At 55.3% G+C, this 25,910-nt stretch carries 26 protein-coding genes; 10 read left to right on the top strand and 16 right to left on the bottom strand.

The genetic code is table 11. The annotated features are described in order from the left end of the window. Positions 1-110: 110 nt before the first annotated feature. Positions 111-1,559: a tRNA uracil 4-sulfurtransferase ThiI gene (thiI, locus tag CRO19_RS04155; RefSeq protein ID WP_097094726.1), complete on the bottom strand. Its 1,449-nt coding sequence runs from the start codon at positions 1,557-1,559 to the stop codon at positions 111-113. 236 nt (positions 1,560-1,795) lie between these two features. Between thiI and xseB the strand changes: the two genes are divergently transcribed. The 4 genes from xseB (at position 1,796) to CRO19_RS04175 (ending at position 5,887) form a co-directional block, all read left to right on the top strand. Beyond that, positions 1,796-2,038: an exodeoxyribonuclease VII small subunit gene (xseB, locus tag CRO19_RS04160; RefSeq protein ID WP_097094727.1), complete on the top strand. Its 243-nt coding sequence runs from the start codon at positions 1,796-1,798 to the stop codon at positions 2,036-2,038. Continuing rightward, entirely contained in the window at positions 2,038-2,937 is a 900-nt protein-coding gene (ispA, locus tag CRO19_RS04165) for a (2E,6E)-farnesyl diphosphate synthase (RefSeq protein ID WP_097094728.1), read from the top strand. Before xseB ends, ispA begins: the two co-directional genes overlap by 1 nt. 19 nt (positions 2,938-2,956) lie before the next feature. Next, positions 2,957-4,822, top strand: a complete 1,866-nt coding sequence (gene dxs, locus CRO19_RS04170) for a 1-deoxy-D-xylulose-5-phosphate synthase (protein ID WP_097094729.1) — start codon at positions 2,957-2,959, stop codon at positions 4,820-4,822. A gap of 90 nt (positions 4,823-4,912) precedes the next feature. Further along, on the top strand, positions 4,913-5,887 hold the full coding sequence (locus CRO19_RS04175) for an aldo/keto reductase (protein WP_097094730.1): 975 nt from the start codon (positions 4,913-4,915) through the stop codon (positions 5,885-5,887). Between the two features lie 45 nt (positions 5,888-5,932). On the opposite strand, the gene pgpA is transcribed toward CRO19_RS04175, so the two are convergent. The 6 genes from pgpA to nrdR form a co-directional block, all read right to left on the bottom strand. Continuing rightward, on the bottom strand, positions 5,933-6,424 hold the full coding sequence (gene pgpA / locus CRO19_RS04180) for a phosphatidylglycerophosphatase A (protein ID WP_097094731.1): 492 nt from the start codon (positions 6,422-6,424) through the stop codon (positions 5,933-5,935). Further along, the gene (thiL, locus tag CRO19_RS04185; protein WP_097094732.1) at positions 6,411-7,388 is read right to left on the bottom strand and encodes a thiamine-phosphate kinase; all 978 of its coding nucleotides are present in this window, start codon (positions 7,386-7,388) and stop codon (positions 6,411-6,413) included. Before thiL ends, pgpA begins: the two co-directional genes overlap by 14 nt. A 46-nt stretch (positions 7,389-7,434) precedes the next feature. Beyond that, positions 7,435-7,854 (bottom strand): transcription antitermination factor NusB, encoded by a 420-nt coding sequence (gene nusB, locus CRO19_RS04190; protein ID WP_007887007.1) that lies wholly within the window; start codon positions 7,852-7,854, stop codon positions 7,435-7,437. Positions 7,855-7,873: 19 nt separating this feature from the next. Then, positions 7,874-8,344, bottom strand: a complete 471-nt coding sequence (gene ribH / locus CRO19_RS04195) for a 6,7-dimethyl-8-ribityllumazine synthase (protein WP_097094733.1) — start codon at positions 8,342-8,344, stop codon at positions 7,874-7,876. 70 nt (positions 8,345-8,414) lie between these two features. Continuing rightward, positions 8,415-9,539 carry a bifunctional diaminohydroxyphosphoribosylaminopyrimidine deaminase/5-amino-6-(5-phosphoribosylamino)uracil reductase RibD gene (ribD, locus tag CRO19_RS04200; protein ID WP_097094734.1) on the bottom strand — a complete coding sequence of 375 codons (1,125 nt, stop codon included), beginning with the start codon at positions 9,537-9,539 and terminating at the stop codon, positions 8,415-8,417. Between the two features lie 3 nt (positions 9,540-9,542). Beyond that, on the bottom strand, positions 9,543-9,992 hold the full coding sequence (nrdR, locus tag CRO19_RS04205; protein ID WP_008103978.1) for a transcriptional regulator NrdR: 450 nt from the start codon (positions 9,990-9,992) through the stop codon (positions 9,543-9,545). A gap of 174 nt (positions 9,993-10,166) precedes the next feature. Between nrdR and lysM the strand changes: the two genes are divergently transcribed. Together lysM and CRO19_RS04215 are read left to right on the top strand one after the other, a co-directional pair. Then, positions 10,167-10,604, top strand: coding sequence for a peptidoglycan-binding protein LysM (gene lysM / locus CRO19_RS04210; protein ID WP_097094735.1), 438 nt, complete (start codon positions 10,167-10,169; stop codon positions 10,602-10,604). Between the two features lie 14 nt (positions 10,605-10,618). Then, positions 10,619-11,182, top strand: coding sequence for a SadB/YajI family lipoprotein (locus tag CRO19_RS04215; protein WP_097094736.1), 564 nt, complete (start codon positions 10,619-10,621; stop codon positions 11,180-11,182). 57 nt (positions 11,183-11,239) lie between these two features. Here the strand turns inward: CRO19_RS04215 and secF are convergent, their stop codons facing one another. The 5 genes from secF to queA are packed head-to-tail and all read right to left on the bottom strand — an operon-like array spanning position 11,240 to position 16,675. After that, complete coding sequence (secF, locus tag CRO19_RS04220; protein ID WP_097094737.1) at positions 11,240-12,208, bottom strand: protein translocase subunit SecF; 969 nt, start codon at positions 12,206-12,208, stop codon at positions 11,240-11,242. Positions 12,209-12,218: 10 nt separating this feature from the next. Further along, positions 12,219-14,066, bottom strand: coding sequence for a protein translocase subunit SecD (gene secD, locus CRO19_RS04225; protein ID WP_097094738.1), 1,848 nt, complete (start codon positions 14,064-14,066; stop codon positions 12,219-12,221). 25 nt (positions 14,067-14,091) lie between these two features. Continuing rightward, positions 14,092-14,424: a preprotein translocase subunit YajC gene (gene yajC / locus CRO19_RS04230; protein ID WP_064740429.1), complete on the bottom strand. Its 333-nt coding sequence runs from the start codon at positions 14,422-14,424 to the stop codon at positions 14,092-14,094. Between the two features lie 24 nt (positions 14,425-14,448). After that, complete coding sequence (tgt, locus tag CRO19_RS04235; RefSeq protein ID WP_097094739.1) at positions 14,449-15,573, bottom strand: tRNA guanosine(34) transglycosylase Tgt; 1,125 nt, start codon at positions 15,571-15,573, stop codon at positions 14,449-14,451. A gap of 31 nt (positions 15,574-15,604) precedes the next feature. After that, complete coding sequence (queA, locus tag CRO19_RS04240; protein ID WP_097094740.1) at positions 15,605-16,675, bottom strand: tRNA preQ1(34) S-adenosylmethionine ribosyltransferase-isomerase QueA; 1,071 nt, start codon at positions 16,673-16,675, stop codon at positions 15,605-15,607. 182 nt (positions 16,676-16,857) lie between these two features. On the opposite strand from queA, the gene CRO19_RS04245 reads away from it, so the two are divergent. The 4 genes from CRO19_RS04245 (at position 16,858) to CRO19_RS04260 (ending at position 20,364) form a co-directional block, all read left to right on the top strand. Further along, positions 16,858-17,439: an ACP phosphodiesterase gene (locus CRO19_RS04245; RefSeq protein ID WP_097094741.1), complete on the top strand. Its 582-nt coding sequence runs from the start codon at positions 16,858-16,860 to the stop codon at positions 17,437-17,439. 195 nt (positions 17,440-17,634) lie between these two features. Further along, a complete protein-coding gene (locus CRO19_RS04250) occupies positions 17,635-18,444 on the top strand; it encodes an inositol monophosphatase family protein (RefSeq protein WP_097094742.1) in 810 nt (269 codons plus the stop codon). Beyond that, entirely contained in the window at positions 18,444-19,685 is a 1,242-nt protein-coding gene (locus tag CRO19_RS04255) for a histidine-type phosphatase (RefSeq protein WP_097094743.1), read from the top strand. The genes CRO19_RS04250 and CRO19_RS04255 overlap by 1 nt, the downstream gene beginning before the upstream one ends. 292 nt (positions 19,686-19,977) lie before the next feature. Beyond that, positions 19,978-20,364 (top strand): acyltransferase family protein, encoded by a 387-nt coding sequence (locus tag CRO19_RS04260; protein WP_320204462.1) that lies wholly within the window; start codon positions 19,978-19,980, stop codon positions 20,362-20,364. 123 nt (positions 20,365-20,487) lie between these two features. On the opposite strand, the gene proY is transcribed toward CRO19_RS04260, so the two are convergent. From proY to CRO19_RS04280, 4 genes are all read right to left on the bottom strand, one after another. Beyond that, on the bottom strand, positions 20,488-21,843 hold the full coding sequence (gene proY / locus CRO19_RS04265; protein WP_097094744.1) for a proline-specific permease ProY: 1,356 nt from the start codon (positions 21,841-21,843) through the stop codon (positions 20,488-20,490). Between the two features lie 67 nt (positions 21,844-21,910). After that, positions 21,911-23,230, bottom strand: coding sequence for a branched-chain amino acid transporter carrier protein BrnQ (brnQ, locus tag CRO19_RS04270; RefSeq protein WP_097094745.1), 1,320 nt, complete (start codon positions 23,228-23,230; stop codon positions 21,911-21,913). 402 nt (positions 23,231-23,632) lie between these two features. Next, positions 23,633-24,736, bottom strand: a complete 1,104-nt coding sequence (locus CRO19_RS04275) for a cobalamin-independent methionine synthase II family protein (RefSeq protein WP_097094746.1) — start codon at positions 24,734-24,736, stop codon at positions 23,633-23,635. A 168-nt stretch (positions 24,737-24,904) separates the two neighbouring features. Then, positions 24,905-25,831: a PstS family phosphate ABC transporter substrate-binding protein gene (locus CRO19_RS04280; protein ID WP_097094747.1), complete on the bottom strand. Its 927-nt coding sequence runs from the start codon at positions 25,829-25,831 to the stop codon at positions 24,905-24,907. Between the last annotated feature and the right edge of the window lie 79 nt (positions 25,832-25,910).

The following is a 25,910-nucleotide window of genomic DNA, read 5'->3' on the forward strand; positions in this document are numbered from 1 at the left end:
CGAAGACCCGGCTATATCCACGTAAGGTCACCATTCATGGTGACCGATTCACGCTTAACTGACGAGCATTACGCCCTAAATGGCGCCGCTGCGACAAACGTCAGCAGCCTTTAAGGGCGATAGACCTTCACGTTTTTGAAACCCTGTTCGTGCAGATAGAGCGCCTGCAGGCGACTCATCACACCGCGATCGCAATACAGCAGCCAGGTTTTGCTCTGGTCCAGATCGCCGAATTGGGTGCTGAGTTTGTAGAACGCCAAAGGTTTGACCTCAACGCCTTCAACGATCAGTGGCTTCGCATCCTGCTCATCCGCCGAACGAATATCCAGCACCACATCGTTGCTGGTGAAGGAGTCGACGGTTTCCACTTCCACCACTTCTTCTTCGGTTTGTTCGGCGATTTCACGGATATCGACGTTGCTGGCTTCCTGCACCACGCGATTGAGGATCTCGAAATCGAAATTCAGCTCTTCCGCTTCGATCTTCGCCTTCACCGCCTTCACGGTTGGGCTTTTCGAAATCACACCGCAATATTCCGGCATGGTGCGGGCAAAATCTTCGGTGCCAATTTTGCGCGCCACATCGATGATATGTTCTTTGTCGTGGGAAATCAGCGGACGCAGAATCAGTGTATCAGATGCGTTATCAATCAAGCGCAGATTGGTCAGTGTCTGGCTGGACACCTGGCCCAGCGCTTCGCCGGTCACCAGTGCTTGCACGCCGTAACGTTCCGCCACCATTGACGCCGCACGCACCATCATACGTTTCAGCACCACGCCCATCTGACCATCGTCAACTTTCTCCAGAATCTCACCCACCACGGGTTCGAAATTGATCGCCACAAAACGCACGCGGTGCGAACGACCGAAGCGCTGCCACAGATAATGCGCGACCTGACGAACGCCAATCTCATGCGCCGCGCCGCCAAGGTTAAAGAAGCAGTAATGCACGCGGCAACCGCGACGCATCAGCATGTAGCTGGAAACGCCGGAATCGAAACCACCGGAAATCAGCGACAGCACATCTTCCTGGGTACCAATTGGGAAACCGCCCAAACCTTCATAGCGTGCGGTGATCAGTAGCAGGCGATCGTCTTCGATCTCCAGGTTCACCGTTTCATCCGGGCGATTGAGCTGCACGCGCGCGCTGGCGATGTGCTGATTGAGGCCGCCACCGACGTAGCGCTCAACGTCCTGCGAGCTGAAGCTGTGGGTTCCGCGACGCTTTACGCGCACGCAGAAACTTTTGCCTTCCAGACGCTCGCGGTTCAACGCCAGCGTCTGCTCGAAGATATCGTGCATGTCGCTATACGCGCGATCTTCCACCGCCAGCACGTGATGAATGCCGGGAATGCGCGTCAGTTCAGTGACGATGGTTTCACGCAGCGCTTCATTTTTGGAACGCACTTCAACGTGATCCCAATGACGCACGACCTTGATCTCTTCATCGACGGTACGCAGGATATTACGAATGCTGCTGGTGAGAATTTTGATAAAGCGCAGACGCACCGACTGACTTTTGATGGTGATTTCTGGGAACAGCTTGATGATAAACTTCATGGCGACAGGGGTTCGTTTGGGCAAATAAGTGCTAAAAGCATCGGCACTTAGCTGTTAAAATCATGTAATTGCGGGTTGATTCAGGAGCCCCCGCATCCGAGGCGCAAAAGTATATCACCTTTGAGGGGTGACTGCTTCTGCTACCGCAGTCACATTCATTATTTTGCTAATTAATCCTCGTCGGCTACCATGACCGATTGCAAGATAATGTCCTAACCTGTGAGTCGACACTGAATATGCCGAAAAAAGCCGAAGCGCCAGCCAGTTTTGAAAGCGCATTGCAGCAGCTGGAACAGATTGTCAGCCGCCTGGAAAGTGGCGAGCTGCCGCTGGAACAGGCGCTGAATGAATTCGAACGCGGCGTACAATTGGCACGTACCGGTCAGCAAACCCTGCAACAGGCAGAGCAGCGGGTGCAAATCCTGCTTAGCGACGAGAAAGATGCCGCCCTCACCCCTTTTACCCCGGAAAATGAGTAATGGATTTCGCCAAACTGCTGAGCGCGTACCATCAACGCGTTAATCAGGCGTTGACGCGCTTAATAGATCCACTTCCTTTTCAGAGTTCTCCTCTGGTGAACGCCATGGAATATGGGGCATTATTAGGCGGTAAGCGTCTGCGCCCCTTTCTGGTGTACGCGACAGGCGAAATGCTAAAGGCCGACGCGGCCAGCCTGGATGTGCCGGCTGCTGCCGTTGAATGCATTCATGCATATTCCCTGATTCATGACGATCTGCCGGCGATGGATGACGATGCGTTACGCCGCGGGCAGCCAACCTGCCATATTAAATATGGTGAAGACACGGCGATTCTCGCCGGCGATGCTTTGCAAACTCTGGCATTTTCGATTCTGGCCGACGAGCCGATGCCTGGCGTTAACGCCGAAGCGCGTATTGCGATGATTTCTGAACTGGCACAGGCCAGCGGCGTTGCGGGCATGTGCGGCGGTCAGGCACTGGATTTAGCGGCAGAAGGCAAACGTATCGATCTGGCACAGCTTGAGCAGATTCATCGTCATAAAACCGGCGCGTTAATTCGCGCAGCGGTGCGTCTTGGCGCATTAGCCGCCGGAGAACGTGGCCGCGCCGCATTACCGGTACTGGATATCTATGCCAACGCCATCGGACTGGCGTTTCAGGTGCAGGACGACATCCTTGATGTCGTTGGTGACACTGCCGTGTTAGGGAAAACGCAGGGCTCGGATCAGGCGTTAGGTAAAAGCACCTATCCGGCGCTGATGGGATTAGAAAATGCCCGCAGTAAAGCCTGGGACCTCTATCAAGAAGCGCTCGGCGCGCTCGATATTCTGGCGGCACAGTCTTACAACACAATCGCCTTACAAGCGCTGGCAAGCTTCATAATTGAACGCGATAAATAACTTTCATAATGAGTCTCTGATGAGTTTTGATATTGCAAAATACCCGACACTGGCGTTAGCAAACACGGTTCAGGAATTACGTTTATTACCGAAAGAAAAACTTCCGGAGCTGTGTGACGAACTGCGTCAGTATCTGCTGGACAGCGTAAGCCGTTCTTCCGGTCACTTTGCCTCGGGTCTGGGCGTCGTCGAGCTAACCGTGGCGCTGCATTATGTTTATAACACCCCATTTGACCATCTGGTGTGGGACGTGGGCCATCAGGCTTATCCGCACAAGATTCTGACCGGACGCCGCGATCGCATCGGCACTATCCGCCAGAAAAATGGCCTGCATCCCTTCCCGTGGCGCGGTGAGAGTGAATACGACGTGCTGAGCGTCGGCCACTCTTCAACTTCGATCAGCGCCGGTCTCGGCATGGCGGTTGCCGCCGAGCGTGAAGGCAAAGGTCGCCGCACCGCCTGCATCATCGGTGATGGCGCCATCACCGCGGGTATGGCGTTTGAAGCCATGAACCACGCCGGTGATATCAAGCCGGATATGTTGGTGATCCTCAACGACAATGAAATGTCGATCTCTGAGAACGTCGGTGCGCTCAACAATCGGCTGGCACAGATTCTCTCTGGCAAAACCTATTCTCGCCTGCGCGAAGGTGGCAAGCGAGTGCTGGGCGGATTACCGCCGATCAAAGAGCTGGTGAAACGCACCGAAGAGCACCTGAAAGGTATGGTGGTGCCGGGCACGCTGTTTGAAGAGCTGGGCTTCAACTACATCGGACCGGTGGATGGTCACGACGTGCTGACGCTGGTAAGCACGCTGAAGAACATGCGCGATCTGAAAGGCCCGCAGTTCCTGCACATCATGACCAAAAAGGGCAAAGGTTATGCTCCGGCGGAACAGGATCCGATCGCCTGGCACGCGGTACCGAAGTTCGATCCCGCTAGCCTGTCGCTGCCAAAAAGCGTACCGGGCCTGCCAAGCTATTCGAAGATCTTCGGCAACTGGCTGAGTGAAATGGCCGCTGACGATCCGCGTTTGATGGCCGTTACGCCAGCGATGCGCGAAGGTTCGGGCATGGTGAGTTATTCCCGCGACTATCCGCAGCAATATTTTGATGTGGCGATTGCTGAACAGCATGCGGTAACGTTCGCGGCAGGCATGGCGATTGGTGGTTATAAGCCGATTGTAGCGATCTACTCGACCTTCCTGCAGCGCGCCTACGATCAGCTGATCCACGATGTTGCGATCCAGAAACTGCCGGTACTGTTTGCTATCGATCGCGGCGGCATTGTCGGTGCCGATGGCCAAACCCATCAGGGCGCGTTTGATATCGCCTTTTTGCGCTGTGTGCCAGAAATGGTGATCATGACGCCAAGCGACGAAAACGAATGCCGGTTGATGCTCTACACGGGTTATCACTATCAAAATGGCCCGAGCGCAGTGCGCTATCCACGCGGCACCGGCACCGGTGCAGTGCTGGAACCGCTGGCAAGTTTGCCGCTGGGCAAAGGCATTGTGAAGCGTCGCGGCGAGAAACTGGCCATCCTCAATTTCGGCACCTTGCTGCCAGAAGCAGCGGCGGCGGCGGAAGCGCTCAACGCCACGCTGGTGGATATGCGTTTTGTGAAGCCGCTGGATGAAGCGTTAATTGCCGAACTGGCTGCCAGCCACGACGCGCTGATTACGCTGGAAGAAGGGGCGATCAAAGGCGGCGCCGGCAGCGGCGTTAACGAGTACGTGATGGCGAAACGCCTGCGCGTACCGGTACTCAACCTCGGCCTGCCGGATGAGTTCATTCCACAGGGCACGCAGGAAGAAGTACGCCAGGATTACCAACTGGATGCCGCCGGTATTCAGCAACAAATCGCTGACTGGCTCGCCCAATAATCTTCAGTCCTCCTCGCTCACCGCCCGGTGAGCGAGCCTGCTGCTATGCTTAGGGAACGATTTCCCTCAAGCATAAGAGCAGGAGCCCACATGAAAACTATTCCCTTAGGCCAAACCGACTTACAGGTTTCGCGTCTCTGTTTTGGCTGTATGACGTTCGGCGATCCCACGCGCGGTAATCACGCCTGGACTCTGCCGGAAGAGAGCAGTCGACCGCTGATCAAACAAGCGCTGGAGGCTGGCATTAACTTCTTCGATACCGCCAACAGCTATTCCGATGGCAGCAGCGAAGAGATTGTCGGCCGTGCGTTAAGAGACTTTGCGCAGCGCGATCGGGTGGTGGTCGCCACCAAAGTCTATTTCCCGCTGAGCAATCTGTCACAAGGCCTATCACGCAAGAATATCCTGCAGTCTATCGATGATAGCCTGACACGCCTCGGCATGGAGTATGTCGACCTGCTGCAGATTCACCGCTGGGATTACAACACGCCAATTGAAGAGACGCTGGAAGCACTGCATGAGGTAGTGAAATCGGGCAAGGCGCGCTATATCGGCGCCTCGTCGATGCATGCATCACAGTTTGCTCAGGCGCTGGAACTACAGAAGCAAAACAACTGGGCACGCTTTGTCAGCATGCAGGATCAGTACAACCTGATTCAACGTGAAGAAGAGAATGACATGCATCCGCTGTGTCAGCGTGAGGGGATTGCCGTGCTGCCGTGGAGCCCGCTGGCACGCGGTAAACTCACGCGTCCGTGGGGCGAAACCACCGCCCGCTCCGTATCAGACAATGTGATGGAAAAGCTGTATACCGGCACCGAAGAGAACGATGCAGCGATCGCCGAACGGCTGGCTAACGTTGCTGCGGATAAAGGCGTGACGCGCGCGCAGGTGGCGCTGGCATGGCTGCTACATAAACCTGCCGTCACCGCGCCGATCATTGGCGCCTCGCGCGAGCAGCAGTTTGCTGAGCTGGTGAAGGCCGTCGATGTAGAGTTGAGTACGAATGAAATTGCAGAGCTGGAAACGGTGTATCAACCGCATCCAACCGTCGGATTTGAGTGATGTCCCGCATCCTCTCCCGCCAGCGGGAGAGGATGCGGTTTTCGGCTAAAAGGCCAATCCTAGCCCGTACAAAATCACCGCAGAAATCACGCCAGCAATAATGTCGTCGACCATAATTCCCATGCCGCCATGCACATTCTGATCGAACCAGCGAATTGGCCAGGGTTTCCAGATATCGAAAATGCGGAAAATCACAAATCCCGCCACCACCCATTGCCAGCTCATGGCCGGAATTGCCATCAGCGTAATCCACATGCCAATGAACTCATCCCAGACGATGCTGCCATGATCGTGCACGCCCATATCTTTGGCGGTGCGGTGACACAGATAGACGCCGACGCTGATCCCCACTAACAGCACCAGCGTATAGATCTGGAACGGCAGGAAGGTCAGTAGCCACCAGAAAGGGATGGCGGCAACCGAGCCAACGGTGCCCGGCATTGACGGACTTAAGCCGCTGCCAAACCCCGTCGCCAGCAGATGCCAGGGATTGCGCAGGCGCAGGCGACTTTTAGCAACATCTTTACTTGCTAGCAAAGTGATCAAATCCTTTTAGATTGACGCTGCGCGGCTTACCGTTCTCCAGCAGGTTCAGCCCTTCTGATTCCGGAGCAATTTGGCCAATGCAGGTATAAGGCACGCCAAAATGACCGAGCGCCACGTCAAGCGCGCCACGGTTAACTTCGGGCACGGTAAAGCACAGCTCGTAATCTTCGCCACCGCTCAGCGCCCATTGCAGCACCAGCTCAGGTTCGAAGTGGTCGCGCAGCGCCGGAGAAAGCGGTAACGCGTCAAGATTAAGGCGAGCACCCACGCGGCTGGCGGTCAGCACATGCCCGAGATCGGCAATCAAACCATCTGAAATATCGATCGCCGAGGTCGCCAAACCGCGCAGCGCCTGCCCTTGCAGTACGCGCGGCATCGGACGCAGATGGCGCTTAATCAACGCTTCGTGCACCGCAGGATCGTTCAGGCGATGGCGATGCTGTAGCAGCGATAAACCAGCAGCGCTATCGCCCAGCGTACCGGTGACGAAGATCCAGTCGCCTGGCTTGGCACCAGAGCGTTTCAGTGCCCTGCCCACCGGCACCAGGCCATGAATGCCGAGCGTCATACTCAGCGGGCCGCGCGTGGTATCACCGCCAATCAGCTGCATATCGTAATAATCCAGCAGCTCAAACAGGCTATCGCTAAAGGCAGCCACCCAACTTTCATCGATCTCGGGCAGCGTTAACGCCAGCGTTAGCCAGGCAGGATCGGCGCCCATGGCGGCTAAATCGCTGAGGTTGACGGCAACGGCTTTGTAGCCGAGATCGGCAGGATGGATGTCACGTAAGAAGTGGACGCCCGCTACCAGCGTATCGGTACTGATGGCGAGAGTCTGTTTTTCTGGCACGTTGAGTAACGCGCAGTCATCACCAATTCCTTTCTCCACATCGCGGCGGGAGCTGGTGACGCGGTTAAAGTAACGTGCGATCAGTTCGAATTCACCACAAGACATAAGTCAGGTCTCAATGAGAAAAAGGCCGGTAAACCGGCCTTCATTACTATTTTTTATTGGGTCGAATTTGCGGGGCAGCTTTGTCGAGGACACCGTTGACGAATTTGTGGCTGTCTTCAGCACCAAACACTTTGGCCAACTCAATGCCTTCGTTGATGGCCACTTTGTAAGGCACATCAGAACGCTTGCTCAGCTCATACAGCGAAATACGCAGGATGGCTTTTTCTACCTGGCCCAGCTCTTCCAGCTGACGCGACAGGTAAGGCTTCATCAGACCGTCCAGGTACGCGCTGTTAGTCGCCACACCGGCCAGCAATTCGCGGAAATAGCTAATATCGACGTCTTTGACGTCTTGTTCCGCCAGAAACTGGTATTCCACATCGGCAATGTCGTTCTTAGACAGCTGCCAGGAGTAAAGCGCCTGAACAGCGCACTCACGGGCGCGACGACGAGCAGCAGGTTTCACAAAATTCCCCTTACAAAAATCAGGCTTTGATGGCTTTCAATACGTTGATCATTTCGAGTGCAGTCAGGGCCGCTTCGGCACCTTTATTTCCTGCTTTCGTGCCGGCGCGTTCAATCGCCTGCTCGATATTTTCAGTGGTCAACACGCCGAAGGTCACCGGGATTTCGCTGGACATGGCGACGTGCGCAATGCCCGAGCTGGCTTCACCGGCCACATATTCGAAGTGTGCGGTGCCGCCACGGATGACAGTGCCCAACGCGACAATGGCGTCGTGCTTACCGGCTTTCGCCAGTGCGCGTGCTGCCAGCGGCAGTTCGTATGCGCCCGGAACCCAGACAACGGTGATGTTGTCTGCTTTCACCTGGCCGATGCGCTTAAGTGCATCCACCGCGCCGTCCAGCAGGCTGTCATTAATGAAGTTGTTAAAACGCGCAATTACGATGGCAATCTTTGCATCAGGCGTGGCAACAGGAGCTTCGATAACTTTCATACATATCCTTTGGGTTGTTTTATGGCCCCGCAGAAGGGGGCGGATTCTATCATACTCTTTGGCGACGCGCTCAGGCTTTTCCGCACGCTGTCAACGCGGGGGTTAGCGTTAAGCGCAGGTCTTCGCCGACCCGGCGCACATCGCTATAATTCAGGGCGGGCGCATCCGTCAATTGTTCCAGTCCGGGCAGCTCGCACAGGCCACGCGCGGCGTTGCCCAGCAGCTTCGGTGCCATATACACGATCAACTCATCCACCAGCCCCGCCTGCAGCAGCGCGCCGGCTAAGCTGGCACCCGCTTCGACCCAAACGCTGTTAATCTGGCGCTGGCCGAGCAACATCATCATGGCGACCAAATCGAGCTGTTCGCCGCGTTGCGGCACCGCAATCTGGGTAACGCTAGCAGGCCACGTTTGGCGATCGGGTTCGCTGCGCATCAGCCAGGTTTCGCCGGGCTGGTCGATCAAACTATGCTGCGGCGTAACGCGCTGTTGGCTGTCGATCACCACCCGCACCGGCTGACGCAGCTGGTTTTCATCGAGTCGTGCACGGACATCGGCACTCAGTTCATTCCAGCGCACCGTCAGCGAGGGATTGTCGGCTAACACGGTGGCGCTGGTGCTAAGGATAGCTGAACTCTGGGCGCGCAGACGTTGCACATCGCGCCGTGCCGCTGCCGAGGTGATCCATTGACTCTCGCCGCTCGCCATCGCGGTGCGCCCATCAAGGGATGCGCCAAGTTTCAGCTGAATCCACGGGAAGCCGGTGCGCATGCGTTTCAGAAAACCGCGATTCAGCGCTTCCGCTTCGTTGATCATGACGCCATGGCTGACATCAATGCCCGCCTGCTGTAAACGATACAGTCCGCGCCCCGCCACCTGCGGATTGGGATCCTGCATCGCGGCGACCACGCGTGTGACGCCTGCGGCAATCAGCGCATCGCAACAGGGCGGCGTGCGTCCATGATGGCTACAAGGTTCCAGGGTGACATAGGCGGTTGCGCCTTTGGCACGTTCGCCCGCCATACGTAGCGCGTGCACTTCCGCATGCGGTTCGCCCGCGCGCTGATGCCAGCCTTCGCCGACAATCTCGCCCGCGCGCACAATCACGCAGCCAACGTTGGGATTAGGCGTGGTGGTAAAGCGTCCGCGGCGCGCCAGTTCCAGCGCGCGCGCCATGTAGCGTTCGTCAGTCATGGATTAATCCTGTAAACGGGCAATCTCTTCGCCAAAATCGCGAATATCTTCAAAGCTGCGGTAGACCGAGGCAAAGCGGATGTAAGCGACTTTATCGAGCTTTTTCAGCTCATCCATTACCAGATTACCAATCAGGGCACTGGGTACTTCACGTTCGCCGGTGGCACGCAGCTGGGTTTTAATATGATTTACCGCGCTTTCCACCGCATCGGCGCTCACTGGGCGTTTTTCCAGCGCCTTGATCATGCCGCTGCTGAGCTTATCTTCGTTGAAGGGTTCACGTACATCGTTGCTTTTCACTACGCGCGGCATCACCAGTTCAGCCACTTCAAAGGTGGTAAAACGCTCGTGACACACCAAACACTGGCGGCGGCGGCGCACCGAAGAGCCTTCACTGACCAGACGCGAATCAATCACTTTGGTGTCCACAGCGGAGCAGAATGGGCAATGCATGACGTTTCCTGTCGCGAGATAATTAGGTCACACAGTGTAGCGCGATCTCGGTTGCAACTAAATACAAGGCGCGGAATCTGCATCCCCTTCACAGACATGGCATCAGCATGCCAGCAAACGGTAAAAAACCACTACGCTTTAAGAGCCAATCCGGCACATTTTCAGGAGGTTTCTATGGGTCTGTTCGATTTCGTGAAAGAAGCTGGAGAAAAACTGTGGGATGCCGTCAGTGGCGGCGATGATGCGAGTAAGAAACTGCAGGATCACATCAATAAACTGGGTTTACCCGACAGCGATAAAGTGAAGGTGAATGTGCAAGGCGACACCGTTACGGTCAGCGGCGATGGCGTTTCCCAGGAGCTGAAAGAGAAGATTCTGGTAGCGGCGGGGAACGTGGCAGGGATTACTAAAGTAGACGATCAGGTAAAAACCACCGATTCCGCCACGCCAGCCGAATTCTACACGGTGAAAAAAGGCGATACCTTGAGTGCGGTATCAAAAGCCGTCTACGGAAATCCTAATGAATACAACAAGATTTTCGAAGCAAACAAGCCAATGCTGACGCATCCTGATAAGATCTATCCAGGTCAGGTTTTACGCATTCCCAAATAACAGAAGGATATTGCATGACGATCAGGAGGTTTATGGTGCCAGCGGCGCTCTCAATGCTGGTGCTAAGTGGTTGCAGTTCAACGCCGGTTTCACCGCAGGTCAAAGAGTTGCATCAGGAAGTGAGTCAGCTTAATCAACAGATGCGCAAGCTGACGAATCAGGCAACGGCACTGGAAATTCAGGGACAGCTGAACAGCCAGTCGACGCAAGGCGCATGGCTGTTACCGCAGGCAAACACGCCGGTGGAGTTGCAAACACAGCTCGGCAAGCTGCGTTTATCGCTTACTCAGGTGGCGGGTGAAGCCAACGGCAGTCGTGCCAACCTCAATATCCGCGCCACCGATGACCAGCCGATTCCGGCGCTGCGCGCTACCGTTGTCTGGGGTGAAATGGATCCGGCCAGCGGCAAACCGCTTAATGCAGAGAGTCTTAGCCAGACCATCGAAGTTCCGGCTAGCTTGATGCCGCGTAGCACGGTGACCGTACCGCTGCGGCTGAGCGGCTTAGCGCCGGATCAGCTCGGCTACGTACGCGTGCACGATGTTGAGCGTCCCGCGGCGAACACCATCACGCCCTGATCGCAGGCATAAAAAAACGGGCTGCCACTGGCAGCCCGTTTACTTTTTCACGTAGCGTTAAGGCAGAATAGAAGGCTGATCGGCGCCCTCTTTTTCCACTTTCTGCACCAGCATGTGTTCGCGCTTCATACCGAGTTTCAGCGCCAGCGCTGAAGAAACGTAGATGGACGAAATGGTACCGATGGTGACACCGATCAGCATGGTCAGTGAGAAGCCTTTCAGCAACGCACCACCAAACACGAACAGAATCAGGATCATCGCCAGCGTGGTGAGTGAGGTGATCAACGTACGGCTCAGCGTTTGGGTAAGCGACACGTTAGTAATGTCGTAAGAGGAACCGCGACGAATCTTGCGGAAGTTCTCACGAATACGGTCAGATACCACGATCTTATCGTTAAGCGAGTAACCAATCACCGACATCAGTGAAGCGACAATGGTCAAATCGATCTCAACATGCGCCAGCGACAAAATGCCGCAGGTGATAATCACGTCGTGCGCCAGCGCCAGCACGGTACCGAGCGCTAAACGCCACTCAAAGCGGAAGCCGATGTAGATCAGAATCGCAATCAGTGCCGACAGCAGCGCCATTGCGCCGGCCTGCGCCAGATCGCTACCCACGCTGGGTCCAACGAACTCGACACGCTTCACGGTGGCGTTCTGTTGCGTAGTCTGACTGATGGATGCCAGCACTTTATTACCCAGTTCCGTACCGGCATTGCCGGTGGCTGGCGGCATACGCACCATCACGTCGCGGCTGCTGCCAAAGTTCTGCACCAGCGGCTCTTCAAAGCCCGCCTTCACCAGCCCTTCACGCAGCGCATCCAGATCCGCCGGTTTTTCCAGGTTAATCTCAATCACCGTTCCGCCGGTAAAGTCGAGGCCCCAGTTGAAGCCTCGCACACCAACGATGGCAATAGACGCCACAATCAGCAAACCGGAGATGATGAAAGCCAGCCGATCCCAGCGCATAAAGTCGACGACTTTACGCCCGTGATTGAGCTGCTCAATACTATATTCCTGTGCCACAACGCACTCCTCAGATAGACAGCTTGTTGATGCGTTTGCCGCCGTACACCAGGTTAACGATGGCACGGGTGCCGACGATAGCGGTAAACATCGAGGTTGCGATACCGATAGCGGTGGTAATCGCAAAGCCTTTGATTGAACCGGTACCGACCGCATAAAGAATGATGACTTTAATCAGCGTGGTGACGTTGGCGTCGACGATACTGGAGAAGGCGCCTTTATAGCCCTCATGAATCGCCTGCTGTACCGAGCGTCCGTTACGCAACTCTTCTTTAATACGTTCGTTAATCAACACGTTAGCATCGACCGCCACCGCCAGCGTCAACACAATACCGGCAATACCCGGCATGGTGAGCGTCGCGCCTGGCAGCAGTGACATGATGCCGACAATCAGCACCAGGTTACACAGCAGTGCGCTGGTCGCGATAAGACCAAACTTCTTGTAGAACACCACCATAAAGATGATAGAGGCGATCAAACCCCACAGGCAGGCTTCAAGGCCTTGTGTGATGTTCTGCTGGCCCATGGTTGGACCGATGGTACGCTCTTCTACAATCTGGATCGGCGCAATCAACGCACCCGCGCGCAGCAGCAGCGACAGCTGGCGTGCTTCGTTTGGATTGCTGATGCCGGTGATACGGAAGCTATTGCCGAGGCGCGACTGAATGTTCGCCACGTTAATCACTTCTTCCTGTTTCACCAAAATGGCACGGCCGTTGGCATCTTTCTTACCGCTGTCTTTGTACTCCACAAACAGGGTCGCCATCGGTTTACCGATGTTGTCCTTAGTGAAGTTCGACATCATATTGCCGCCCGCGCCATCCAGCGAAATGTTCACCTGCGGCTGGTTGTACTCATCCATGCTTGAAGTGGAATCGGTGATGTGGTCACCGGTCAGAATCACACGTTTGTACAGCACCACGGGCTGCCCTTCACGCGTCTTCTTCACTTCTGAATCGCCCGGCACACGGCCGCTTGCCGCCGCGCTTGGGTCTACGCTGGTGTTAACCAGACGGAACTCCAGCGTCGCGGTTGCACCCAGAATCTCTTTGGCGCGCGCGGTATCCTGAATACCCGGTAGCTCCACCACGATGCGGTCAGAACCCTGACGCTGCACCAGCGGTTCGGCGACACCAAGCTGGTTCACACGGTTACGCAGGATAGTGATGTTCTGCTGAACCGCATACTCACGCGCTTCGCTCAGACGCGCATCGCTCATGACGGCACGCAGCGTATCGCTGCCAACGCTCGAAATCACCAGATCGCGATGACGGGATGACAAATAGCTGATTGCCGCGTCACGGCTAGCGCCGTCACGGAAACGCACTTCTACGCCATAGTTCGCGATTTTGTTAACGGTAGTATACGGAATGCTTTTGTCGCGCAGATCACTGCGCAGGCTGTCGGCATTCTGCTCTTGCAGTTTGCCCAGCGCGGTATCCATATCCACTTCCATCAGGAAGTGAACGCCGCCGCGCAGATCAAGACCGAGTTTCATCGGTTCTGCGGCCAGCATGGTCAGCCAGCGTGGCGTGGCCGGCGCGAGGTTGAGTGCCACAACGTAGTCTTCGCCCAGCGCGGTGGTGATTGCATCACGCGCGCGCAGCTGCACATCCTGAGTAGAAAAACGGGCCAGAATGGCACCATTTTCCAGAGCAAGAGATTTGCTCTCAATATTGTCTTGTTTTAATACGGTCTGGATCTGATCCAACGTTTGCTCACTGGCGGCGCCACCGCGCGCACCAGTGATCTGAACGGCCGGATCCTCACCATAAAGGTTAGGAAGCGCATAGAGCAGGCCGACGAGAATCACGACGACCAGCATGATGTACTTCCACAAAGGATAACGGTTTAACACGGCAGTTCCCTTCGGGAAGAAAAAATTACAGCGCCTTCATAGTACCTTTCGGTAGAACGGCGGCCACGAAATCACGTTTAACAACTACTTCAGTGGTGTCGTTCAGGGCGATAGAAACATAGCCAGTTTCTGCCACTTTGGTCACACGGCCAACCAGGCCACCGCTGGTCAACACTTCATCACCTTTAGAGATGGAATCCATCAGCTTCTTGTGATCTTTGGTACGCTTCTGCTGCGGGCGCAGAATCATGAAGTAGAAGATCAAACCAAAGACCACCAGCATGATCACCAGAGAATACGGACTTCCCTGCGACGGTGCGCCTGCTGCGGCTACGGCGTCAGAAATGAAAAAGCTCATTAAATTTCCCTCATTGATGAATTATCAGACGTTCAGCGGAGGAACCGCTTTCCCCGTCCGTTGGTAGAACTCGCTAACAAAGTGCTCTAATTTACCCTCTTCGATGGCATTGCGTAAACCTGCCATCAAACGCTGGTAATAGCGCAGATTGTGAATCGTATTCAGGCGTGCGCCCAGTATTTCGTTACAGCGATCAAGATGATGCAAGTAGGCACGGCTATAATTGCGACAGGTGTAACAATCACACTCAGCATCAAGCGTTGCGGTGTCATCTTTATACTTGGCATTACGAATTTTCACCACGCCATCGGTAACAAACAGATGACCGTTACGCGCATTGCGCGTTGGCATAACGCAGTCAAACATATCGATACCGCGGCGAACGCCCTCCACCAGATCTTCTGGCTTGCCGACGCCCATCAAATAACGCGGTTTGTCTTGCGGAATTTGCGGACAGACGTGCTCCAGGATACGGTGCATGTCCTCTTTAGGTTCACCCACCGCCAGGCCGCCCACAGCGTACCCATCAAAGCCAATCTCTACCAGACCTTTAACCGAGACATCTCGTAAATCTTCGTAAACACCGCCCTGAATAATGCCGAACAGCGCATTTTTGTTGCCGAGCGAATCAAAACGGTCGCGGCTGCGTTGTGCCCAGCGCAGCGACATCTCCATTGAACGCTTGGCATAATCCCAATCGGCAGGATAAGGCGTACATTCGTCGAAAATCATCACCACGTCAGAACCGAGGTCGAACTGAATCTCCATCGATTTTTCCGGATCGAGGAAAATCGGGTCGCCGTTGATCGGGTTACGGAAGTGCACGCCCGCTTCAGTGATCTTACGGATGTCGCCAAGGCTGAATACCTGAAAGCCGCCGGAATCAGTGAGGATTGGGCCCTGCCAGTTCATGAAATCGTGCAGATCGCCGTGCAGCTTCATGATCTCCTGGCCTGGGCGCAGCCACAGGTGGAAGGTGTTGCCCAGCAGGATCTGTGCGCCGGTCTCTTTCACTTCTTCCGGCGTCATGCCTTTTACCGTGCCGTAGGTGCCGACGGGCATAAAGGCCGGGGTTTCGACAACGCCACGATCAAAGACCAGACGGCCACGGCGCGCGCGCCCGTCGGTAGTATCTAATTCAAATTTCACATTAACCTCATCAGAAAGACAGTCTGACTTTTTATGCCCCGACACTTTCGTCAGGTGCTTGTGGATTACGGGTGATGTACATCGCATCCCCGTAGCTAAAGAAACGGTACTGCTCTGCCACCGCGCTGTGATAAGCCGCCTTGGTGTGTTGATAACCGGCAAAGGCCGATACCAGCATAATCAGGGTCGATTCCGGCAGATGGAAATTGGTGATCAGCGCATCAATCACCTGATAGTGATAGCCGGGATAGATAAAAATCTGCGTGTCATCGAAGAACGGTGCAATCAGCGCGTCCTGGCTGGCCTTCGCCGCGCTCTCCAGCGACCTTACCGAGGTGGTGCCCACGGCAACCACTTTATTGCCGCGCGCTTTACACGCCAGCACGGCATCGACTACATCCTGCGGCACTTCGGCGTATTCAGCGTGCATGATGTGATCTTCGATGGTTTCCACGCGCACCGGCTGGAAGGTACCGGCACCAACGTGCAGCGTGACAAACGCCATCTCCACGCCTTTGGCTTTCAGCGCCTCCAGCAGCGGTTCGTCGAAGTGCAAACCGGCGGTTGGCGCGGCGACAGCACCCGGGCGCACGCCATACACGGTTTGGTACAGCTCGCGATCGGCATCTTCATCCGGACGATCGATATACGGCGGCAGCGGCATATGGCCGACGCTGTTAAGAATATCCAGCACCGCGCGATCGTCTTCAAAGGCAATTTCAAACAGCGTGTCATGACGCGCCACCATCGTTGCTTTGACGCTTTCGTCATCGCCAAGCAGTAACTCTGCGCCTGGCTTTGGCGCTTTCGAGGCGCGCACGTGCGCCAGCACGCGTTTATCGTCCAGCATGCGCTCAACCAACATCTCGATTTTCCCGCCGCTGGCTTTACGGCCAAAGACGCGCGCCGGAATCACGCGGGTGTTATTGAACACCAGCAGATCGCCCGGATTGAGCTTATCCATCACGTCAGTAAATACGCCGTGGCTTAACGCACCGCTTGGGCCATCCAGCGACAGCAAGCGACAACCGCTTCGCTGCGCCTGCGGATAATGGGCGATTAAGGATTCAGGCAACTCAAAGGTAAAATCGGCTACGCGCATGCTTCACTTCTTCAGGACTTAAAATCAGGCGGCATAGTCTAGCGGAAAAGCGGCAAATTCTGAACAACTGGCTGTGCTTCTGTGATTCTGCCTATACACACCATAATTCGAGTCAGTGATTCGGGTGAGCGAGAGCAGCCAGCGCACCTGTAACTTGAAGTCTGACGTGTATATAATGCGCCATGAACTTTCTCGCTCACCTTCACCTGGCGCAGCTGGCAAACAGCTCACTGCTGGGCAATCTCATGGCCGACTTCGTGCGCGGCAACGTGCAATCGCAATGGCCTGCTCCCGTGGTGGATGGCATTGCCATGCATCGCCGCATCGACGTATTGACCGACAATCTGCCCGAAGTGCGTATTGCTCGAGAACTGTTTCGCCCTGAAACGCGCCGCGTGGCGCCGATCACGCTGGATGTGATTTGGGATCATTTCCTTGCGCTGCATTGGGATAAATTTCACCCTACGCAATCGCTGGTCGCATTCACCGCCGCGGCCGAGCGCGACATCGTGCCGCAGCTGGCGGGTACGCCGGAAGGCTTTATCGAGCTAAACGCGGTGATGTGGCGCGAGCGCTGGTTTGAGCATTACGCTGAGCCGACGCGGCTGGCGCGCGTATTAAGCGGCATGGCGCATCGCCGTCCACGCCTGGCGGCGTTACGCGATTCCTATCAGGATTTTGTCGATCACTACGATCAACTTGAACCGCTTTTCTTCCAGTTTTATCCCCGCCTGATGGCCGACGCGCGCGCGCAGCGACTGTAAGTGCAACGCCGCGTTCGCCGCTTTACACACCACGCGTGCGAAATTTCCTGCTGTCCCGCCCTGCCCTCTTGTCAGCCGCAGTCATCTGCGGCTTAATGAAGCCTTTCTTAACTTTTGTTAAGTCTGTCACACAGCCAATGCGCCATTTTTGGCGTTTGATGTTGCTTCTCCGGCCTGAAATCATAAGAGGGAAAGATGTCATCAGCTTCGCTTACCGAACTCGACGCTCGTTATCAATTCGCCCGCGATGTGGCGAAAGCCGCCGCCAGTCGCGCCTTATCCTGGTATCAGCAACGCCATCAGTTAGTGATTGAGCATAAAAAGAATCTGCAGGATGTTGTGAGCGAGGCGGATCGTAACGTGGAGGAGCTGGTCAAGCACCTGATCAATGAACGCTTTCCTGAGGATGCGGTGCTCGGTGAAGAGAGCGGTGGTGAAACCGCTAACGCACGTTTCATCTGGGTGATTGATCCCATCGACGGCACCAGCAGCTTCCTCAATGGGCTCCACAACTGGTGCGTTTCGCTGGCAGTGGTGTGCGAAAACGAACCGGTGATTGGTGTGGTATGCGATCCTAATCATCAGGAAACCTTTCATGCCTGCCGTGGTAAAGGGGCGTGGGTCAATGACCAACGCATCCATGCGCATGGCGCGCAGCGGCTCGATCAAGGCGTGCTTGGCCTTAGCAGTTCGAACAGCCAACCGATTGAACCTCTTACCCGGTTTATTGGCGCACTCCTGACGCAGGGCGGAATGTTTATCCGTAATGGTTCCGGTGCGTTAATGAGCGCCTGGGCGGCTGCCGGTCGCCTGATCGGTTACTACGAAGCACATATGAATCCGTGGGATGGCTTGCCAGGCATTGTCCTGATGCGCGAAGCGGGTGGGATCACCAACGATTACCTTAGCCACGACGGACTTCAGCACGGCAACCCTGTTCTGCTGGCGAATGCGGTCATTTACCCCCAGCTGAAAGCGCTGCTGCCTGCGCACCAGAGCCTGTGATGGCACGCTTGTTTCTCGCCTTGATCTTCTGCTTGCTGGCGACGCAGGCAGCCGCCGACGAGCGCTATCAGTTGGAAAAAGTGGTAGAGATCAGCCGCCACGGCGTCAGGCCCCCGACGCCAGGCAATCGCAAAGAGATTGAAGCCGCAACGGCACGGAGTTGGCCGCAGTGGAATACCGCTGATGGCGATCTCACCGGGCATGGCTATGCGGCAGTTGTGAATAAAGGGCGCTGGCAAGGCGAGCACTATCGCCAACTCGGGCTGCTAACCACCGGTTGTCCGGATAGTGCGCAGATCTACGTGCGTGCCAGCCCTCTGCAGCGCACGCGCGCCACCGCCGATGCGCTGGTAGACGGCGCCTTTCCGGGCTGCGGCGTTCAGATCCATCATGTGGATGGCGATATCGATCCGTTATTCCAAAGTAATAAGCTGCCGTTCGCGGAGCTCGATCCCACGCAGGAAAAAGAGGCCATTGCCGCGAGAGCGGGTGATCTTGCAGCGTTACAACGGCGTTTACAGCCCGAAGTTCAGCAATTGAAACAGGCCGTCTGCAGTAGCGATTGCGCCTTTTTTGATCGACCCTGGCAACTGCGGCAGACCAAAAGCGGCCACACTTATGTGCAGGGTTTGAGCGTGCTGGCGAGCATGGTGGAAACGCTACGGCTCGGCTGGAGCGAGAATTTGCCGCTCAGCCAGCTGGCGTGGGGAAACATCACCTCGGCGCGGCAAATCAGCGCCCTGCTGCCGTTGCTCACCACCAATTACGATCTCAGCAATGACGTGCCCTACATCGCCCAAAAGCGCGGTTCAATCCTGCTCGATGCGATTGTAAAAGGGTTAGATAACCGCGCTGATTCGCCAAATACCCGCTGGCTGCTGCTGGTCGCGCATGATACCAACATTGCTATGCTACGCACGCTGATGCATTTCAGCTGGCAGCTGCCCGGCTATGCGCGCGGCAATATTCCGCCCGGCAGCAGTTTAGTATTCGAGCGCTGGCGGGACACCACCGATAACACGCGTTTCCTGCGTATCTATTTTCAGGCACAAAGCCTGGACGATCTGCGCCATCTCACGCCGATCGATTCACAACATCCGTTACTACGCGCAGAGTGGCATCAGCAAAACTGTCGTGAAACCAAGGTGGGTACGCTTTGCCCTTATCAATCAACCCTGCAACAGTTGAACCAAGCCATCGATCGCCATGCATTAAGTACGGTGGATTACCCTCAACCCTAAGATTGATTTCAATTACGCTTAAGCTCGATAAATGATGCGGGCTTAACTTTCCTGAAAAATTACTCAAGCTCAGCGTAAGTAACGATCTCATTCCGGCTGCGACTTTTCTCCTTTTAGCTTTCTCTATCCCGGCGCCAATAAAAATAGGATATGCTGCGCAAGTCAAACATCCCTTAGTAATACTCATTTTCTCTTTTTTGCAGTTTTTTCGGCGACAGGATGCGCCGATTTATTTTTTAACGCCCTGTATTCGTCCAAGCCCAAATCATTAATATCAATTTGGCTCACTATTATGACTGCGACTGCCTCTCACCGCTATCGGGCGGACATCGACGGCCTGCGTGCCGTGGCCATTATCCTGATGGTACTGTTTCATTCCGGCGTCGCCACGCGGCATGGCGGCTTTATCGGTGTTGATGTGTTTTTTGTTATCTCTGGCTTTTTAATTGGCGGGATTATTAGTACAGAAATAGCCGAAGGGCGTTTCTCGTTTTATCAATTCTATTTGCGCCGTATTCGTCGTATCGCCCCTGCGCTATTTTTTATGATGACGATATTGCTGCTGCTCGGATTTATTCTGCTTTCACCGCTGGAGTTCAGCCAGCTGGCGAAATACAGCGTGGCGGTATTTATCTCCGTGCCCAATAGGTTATTGCTGAAAAGCGGTGACTATTTTTAGCAGTGATTCCGTCAGGCGGGCAAAAAAACACACTGATTGAGGATGCGCCCTCGGTGGATGTCGATCCGCTGCGCTCATTCATGGCAATCAGGTGCGCAGAAATGCGCACCTGGAATAACAACCTCAGCGCTTATGCTTTTTCACCAGCGGCCACGCCAGTAACAGCAACACAATCCACGCGAAACCGACATACAGCGACACGCGCGTATCCGGGAAATAACCAATCAACCCGATGATAAACGCCAGGAACAGCACGCCGAACCACGCCGTGGCGCTGCCGCCCGGCATGGCAAACTGCAACTTACCGGCTTCTTCTTTGCCAATCTTGCGGCGGAAAGCGATCTGCGACAGCAGAATCATGATCCACACCCAAACGGTGGCAAAGGTCGCCAGCGAGGCGATCACCAGGAACACTTTTTCGGGCATCAGGTAATTCAGATACACCGCAACCAGCATCGCCAGCATCATCACCACAACAGTGACCCACGGAATGCCACGCTTAGAGATCTTCTGGAACACCTTTGGTGCGTGGCCCTGCTGCGCCATGCCGTGCAGCATACGCCCTACGCCAAACACATCGCTGTTAATCGCTGACAGCGACGCCGTCAGCACCACGAAGTTAAGGATCGAGGCCGCGGCGGCAATGCCCAAATGCTGGAAGGTCAGCACAAACGGGCTGCCTGAGGTGCCAACCTGGTTCCACGGATAAATCGACATGATCACGAACAGCGTGCCGACATAAAACACCAGGATACGCATCGGTACCGAGTTGATGGCGCGTGGAATTGAGGTCTTTGGATCGTCGGCTTCACCGGCCGTGATGCCGATAATCTCAATGCCGCCGTAGGCAAACATTACCATCTGCAGCGAAAGCAGCATGCCAACGATGCCGTGGGCGAAGAAGCCGCCGTTCGTCCAGAGATTGTGAATACCGGTCGGCTGCCCACCGTTGCCAATCCCCCAGAAAATCATGCCGAAGCCCGCGATGATCATAATGATGATGGTGGCGACTTTGAAGAACGAGAACCAGAACTCCACTTCGCCAAACACTTTCACACTCATCAGATTAATGGCACCGATAATCAGCACCACGCTCAGCACCCATATCCAGTGCGGCACCTCGGGGAACCACACGCCCATGTAGATACCAAAAGCCGTTACGTCGGCAATCGCCACAATCAGGATTTCAAAGCAGTAGGTCCAACCGGTGATGTACCCCGCCAGCGGGCCGAGATAGTCCTGCGCATAGCGCGAGAAGGAGCTGGCCTGCGGATTGTTCACCGACATCTCACCCAGCGCGCGCATGATGATGTACGCCACCGCACCGCCGATGATGTACGCCAGCAGCACGCTAGGGCCCGCCATTTTGATGGCATCAGCCGAGCCGTAAAACAGCCCAGTACCAATTGCCGATCCCAGCGCCATAAAGCGAATGTGGCGCGTGCTCAGTCCGCGTTTGAGCTTATTGGTTTCTTGCATAACACTCAGTACCTTGAAATGAAAAAACCACGGGCGAGCCCGTGGTCGAAATTAACAGCAGTGTCGCTTACTGATGCACAGCGACCTGTTCACGTCCTTTGGCCCGATCGACCACTGCGGCAATCACCAGCATCGCCAGTGACGGCGGCAACCAGGAGAGCCCCTGATCGGCCAGCGGCAGATGCTGGCTGAACAGCGGCAGCACATCTTTAAAGCTGGTAGTTTTAATCGCATCCACGACACCGAAAAGCAGGCTTATCAGCATGGTCGGCGCAATGATACGCGTGCTTTTATTCCACCATTTCAGGGTGAAACTCAATACCACCAGCACGATGCATGGCGGATAAATCGCCGTCAGCACCGGAATCGAGATCTGAATCAGATGGCTCAGGCCGAGATTCGACACCACCATGGAGAACAGACCCAAAATAAATACCAGCGTTTTATACGACAGTGGCAGGTATTGCGCAAAGAATTCTGCACAAGCGCAGGTCAGTCCAACCGCCGTCACCATGCAGGCCACGAAGATCAGCGCCGCAAGGAAGAAGCTGCCCATGCCGCCGAACGTCTGCTGTACGTAAGCATGCAGAATCTCTGCACCGTTGGCGCTCTGCGCCACCAATGCACCGCTATCGTTGCCGAGTTTGAACAGCGTCAGATAAATCAGCGTTAAACCGATACCCGCGATGATGCCAGCCAGCATGGTGTAGCGCGTCAGCAATTTGGCATCTTCAACACCGCGTGAACGCGCCGCATTGACGATGACGATACCGAACACCAGTGCGCCCAGCGTATCCATGGTCAGATAACCGTTGACGAAACCGCTGGAGAAAGCCGCACGCTGATACTCTTCAGTGGCCGGCGACAGGCCGCCAGCTGGCCAGATCAGTACGGCAACGCCAAGTACAATCAGTGCCAGAATTTTCAGCGGTGCGAGGAAATGGCCCACGGTATCCAGCAATTTGCCCGGATAAAGCGAAATGCCGATCACCAGCGCGAAGTAAATCAGGCTGTAGATAAACAGCGGCATGGCGCCATCGCCAGTCAGCGGAGCAATACCCACGGCAAAGGAGACGGTGGCCGTACGCGGAGTCGCAAATAGCGGTCCAACGGCCAGGTAGCAGACGGTTGCCAGCAGCAAACCAGCCGCTTTACCAATCGGTGAGCTCAGCGCATCAATGCCGCCGCCAACGCGCGCCAGCGCAATAACGGTGATCACCGGAAGACCTACAGCAGTGATCAGGAAGCCGAGAGCAGCCACCCAAACGTGTTCGCCAGACTGAATACCCACCATCGGTGGGAAGATAATATTTCCTGCGCCAACGAACAGGGCAAACGTCATAAAGCCCAGCGCCAGGATATCCTTGGAGGTTAAACGGTGTGTCATAAACTTCTGTACTGCCTGTAGCTGATGTTGCGGTGGAAGTTGGGTTCGTGTTGTCCTCTGGATGCGCTAAAACAAGGGCTTAACTGACAAGACCAGCGTGTTATACCGGTCAAAACGCCAAAGCGCAGGTGATTTAAACTACTTTTCTTCTGTTCGCAGAGGGATAAATCGACAACGGCGCAAATTAGAACGTTTATAGCGAAGAAAGGCAATACAGGATCGGAAAACCAGAAGGATATAACAAGATAGCGGCATAAAGCAGTGAATCACGGCGGATTAGCGGTAAAACACCCCAGATGATTTGCTTAAACTTTCCTCAGAGCGAAAGATCTCTTTGCATAAATCCGCCTGAAAATGCACAAAAGGCGCGATTTACGCGCCTGTTTGCTCAGGTTTACAGCATCACCAAACGCTTTTGGCGATATCGACCACCAGACGAATCTTCTGCCACTGCTGCGCTTCGCTCAGGCTGTTCCCCTCTTCCGTTGAGGCAAAACCACACTGTGGGCTCAGGCAAATCTGCTCCAGGCTTACGAACTGCGACGCTTCCTGCAGACGTGCTTTCACCTGCTGCGCGTCTTCCAGCTCGCCGGTTTTGGTGGTGATCAGCCCGAGAACCACCTGCTGATGGCCTGGCTTGAGGAAGCGCAACGGTTCAAAGCCACCCGAACGCTCGTTATCATACTCCAGATAGAAGGCATCAATATTTACCCCGCCAAACAGCACTTCGGCCACCGGTTCATAGCCGCCTTCAGAGATCCAGGTTGAACGGAAGTTGCCGCGACACACATGCAGCCCAACGGTCAGATCTGCTGGTTTGCCTTCCAGCGCGCTGTTCAGTACGTGAGCGTAGATGCGCGCCAGTTCCTGTGGATCTTCACCCCGTTCACGGATCTGCTGCTGCTGTTCGGTAGAGCACAGATAGGCCCATACCGTGTCATCCAGCTGCAAATAACGGCAGCCTGCGTCGTAAAACGCTTTGATAGCATCTTTGTAGGTTTGCGCCAGATCGGCGAAGTATTGCTTAAGGTCGGGATAAACCGTGGCATCAATCACCTTACGGCCGCCGCGGAAGTGCAGCACGCTTGGGCTCGGAATGGTCATCTTCGCCACCGCATCGCCCGCAATGCTTTGCAGGAAACGGAAGTGATCCAGCATTGGGTGATGCGGATTAAAAGCCACTTTGCCGGTGACTTTCACGCCGTGGGCTTTGGTCTGTACGCCATTGAATTGAATGCCCTGCTCCGCCTCGAACAGCTCAACGCCGAGCAGATCGCCGAAGAAATCGAAGTGCCACCATGCACGACGGAATTCACCATCGGTAACGATTTGCAGGCCATTGGCGCGCTGCTGCTCGACGACATTGCGGATTTCACGGTCTTCAACCTGACGCAGTTGGTCAGCATTGATTTCACCTTTGGCGAACTGCTCGCGCGCCTGCTTGATAGCGGCAGGACGCAAGAAACTTCCCACGGTATCGGCACGGAACGGGGCTTGAGCTGGCATCTTCACTCCTTTAACCCCACGTATAATTACGACAGGGTATAATTTCATTGGGTTATTTTAGCCATCTGGATGGCTACATGTCCAAGAAGAGTGCCACGCTATGCTCATCCCGGCAACAGAAGAAATTTCAGCTCACATGAAGGAATTTCATGATCAGATGCACGTTCTTCAATTTCCTTCAATGGCGGCACGCGACTGTGCCATTTGGCTGTCCGATAACGGCAGATAACCGGCTTCGCTCACCCGCCGCTGTCCTTGTGGTGATAGCACCTGATGCAGGAAGGCATTGACCAGCGGCGGTAAGGGTTTGCCCGGCGCTTTATTCACGTAGATATACAGCGGACGCGACCACGGATAACGGCCGCTACGAATGGATTCGGCATCCGGCATCACGCTTTCGCCCGCCGGCGTATCCACCGGCAGCATTTTCACACCGCTGAGATGAAAGCCAAAGCTAGCGTAGCCAATGCTGTTCGGTGTGGCGGCGACGGCCTGTACCACCGCTGCGGAACCGGGAAATTCAGCGACATCCGCCCGAAAATCGCCGTTACACAGCGCCTGCTGCTTAAAAAAGCCCCAGGTGCCTGAAGCGGAGTTGCGGCCGTAGCGCTGAATGCTGCGCGTCGTCCATGCGCCGCGACTCAAGCCGAGATCGCCCCAGTGCTGCGGCACCTGTTGCGCGCCACACAGTCGGGTAATGGAAAACAGCGCATCAAGCTGCTGCGGCGCGATGTGCGACAGCGGATTGTCCTGATTAACGACCACCACCAGCGCATCCATCGCCACCGGAACCGCCAGCGGCGGGTAGCCGTAGCGGGCGATAAACAGCTGACGTTCATCACTCTGCATCGGACGGCTCATTGCCCCCAGCTGCGCCGCTCCCGCCGCCAGTGCGGTAGGCGCCGTTGAGGATCCCGCCGCCTGTACCTGCACGTTCACACCCGGTGACTGGCGGCTGAAATCTTCCCCCCACAACGTCATCAGGTAACCTAGCGTATCCGATCCCACGCTGCTGAGATTGCCCGTCAGCATAGTTTGTTGGGCGTGCGCTAAAGCAGAGCAAAGCAGCAAGCAGGAGAGCAACAGCGATTTCATGAGTGGTTCCGCAATTCAATAAGGGCTCTATTCTGTCGCGGCGCGATTTATCGCGCAATTAAATGCGTCATGGCAGCCA

This window comes from Candidatus Pantoea floridensis (genome assembly GCF_900215435.1).
GTDB lineage: Bacteria > Pseudomonadota > Gammaproteobacteria > Enterobacterales > Enterobacteriaceae > Pantoea > Pantoea floridensis.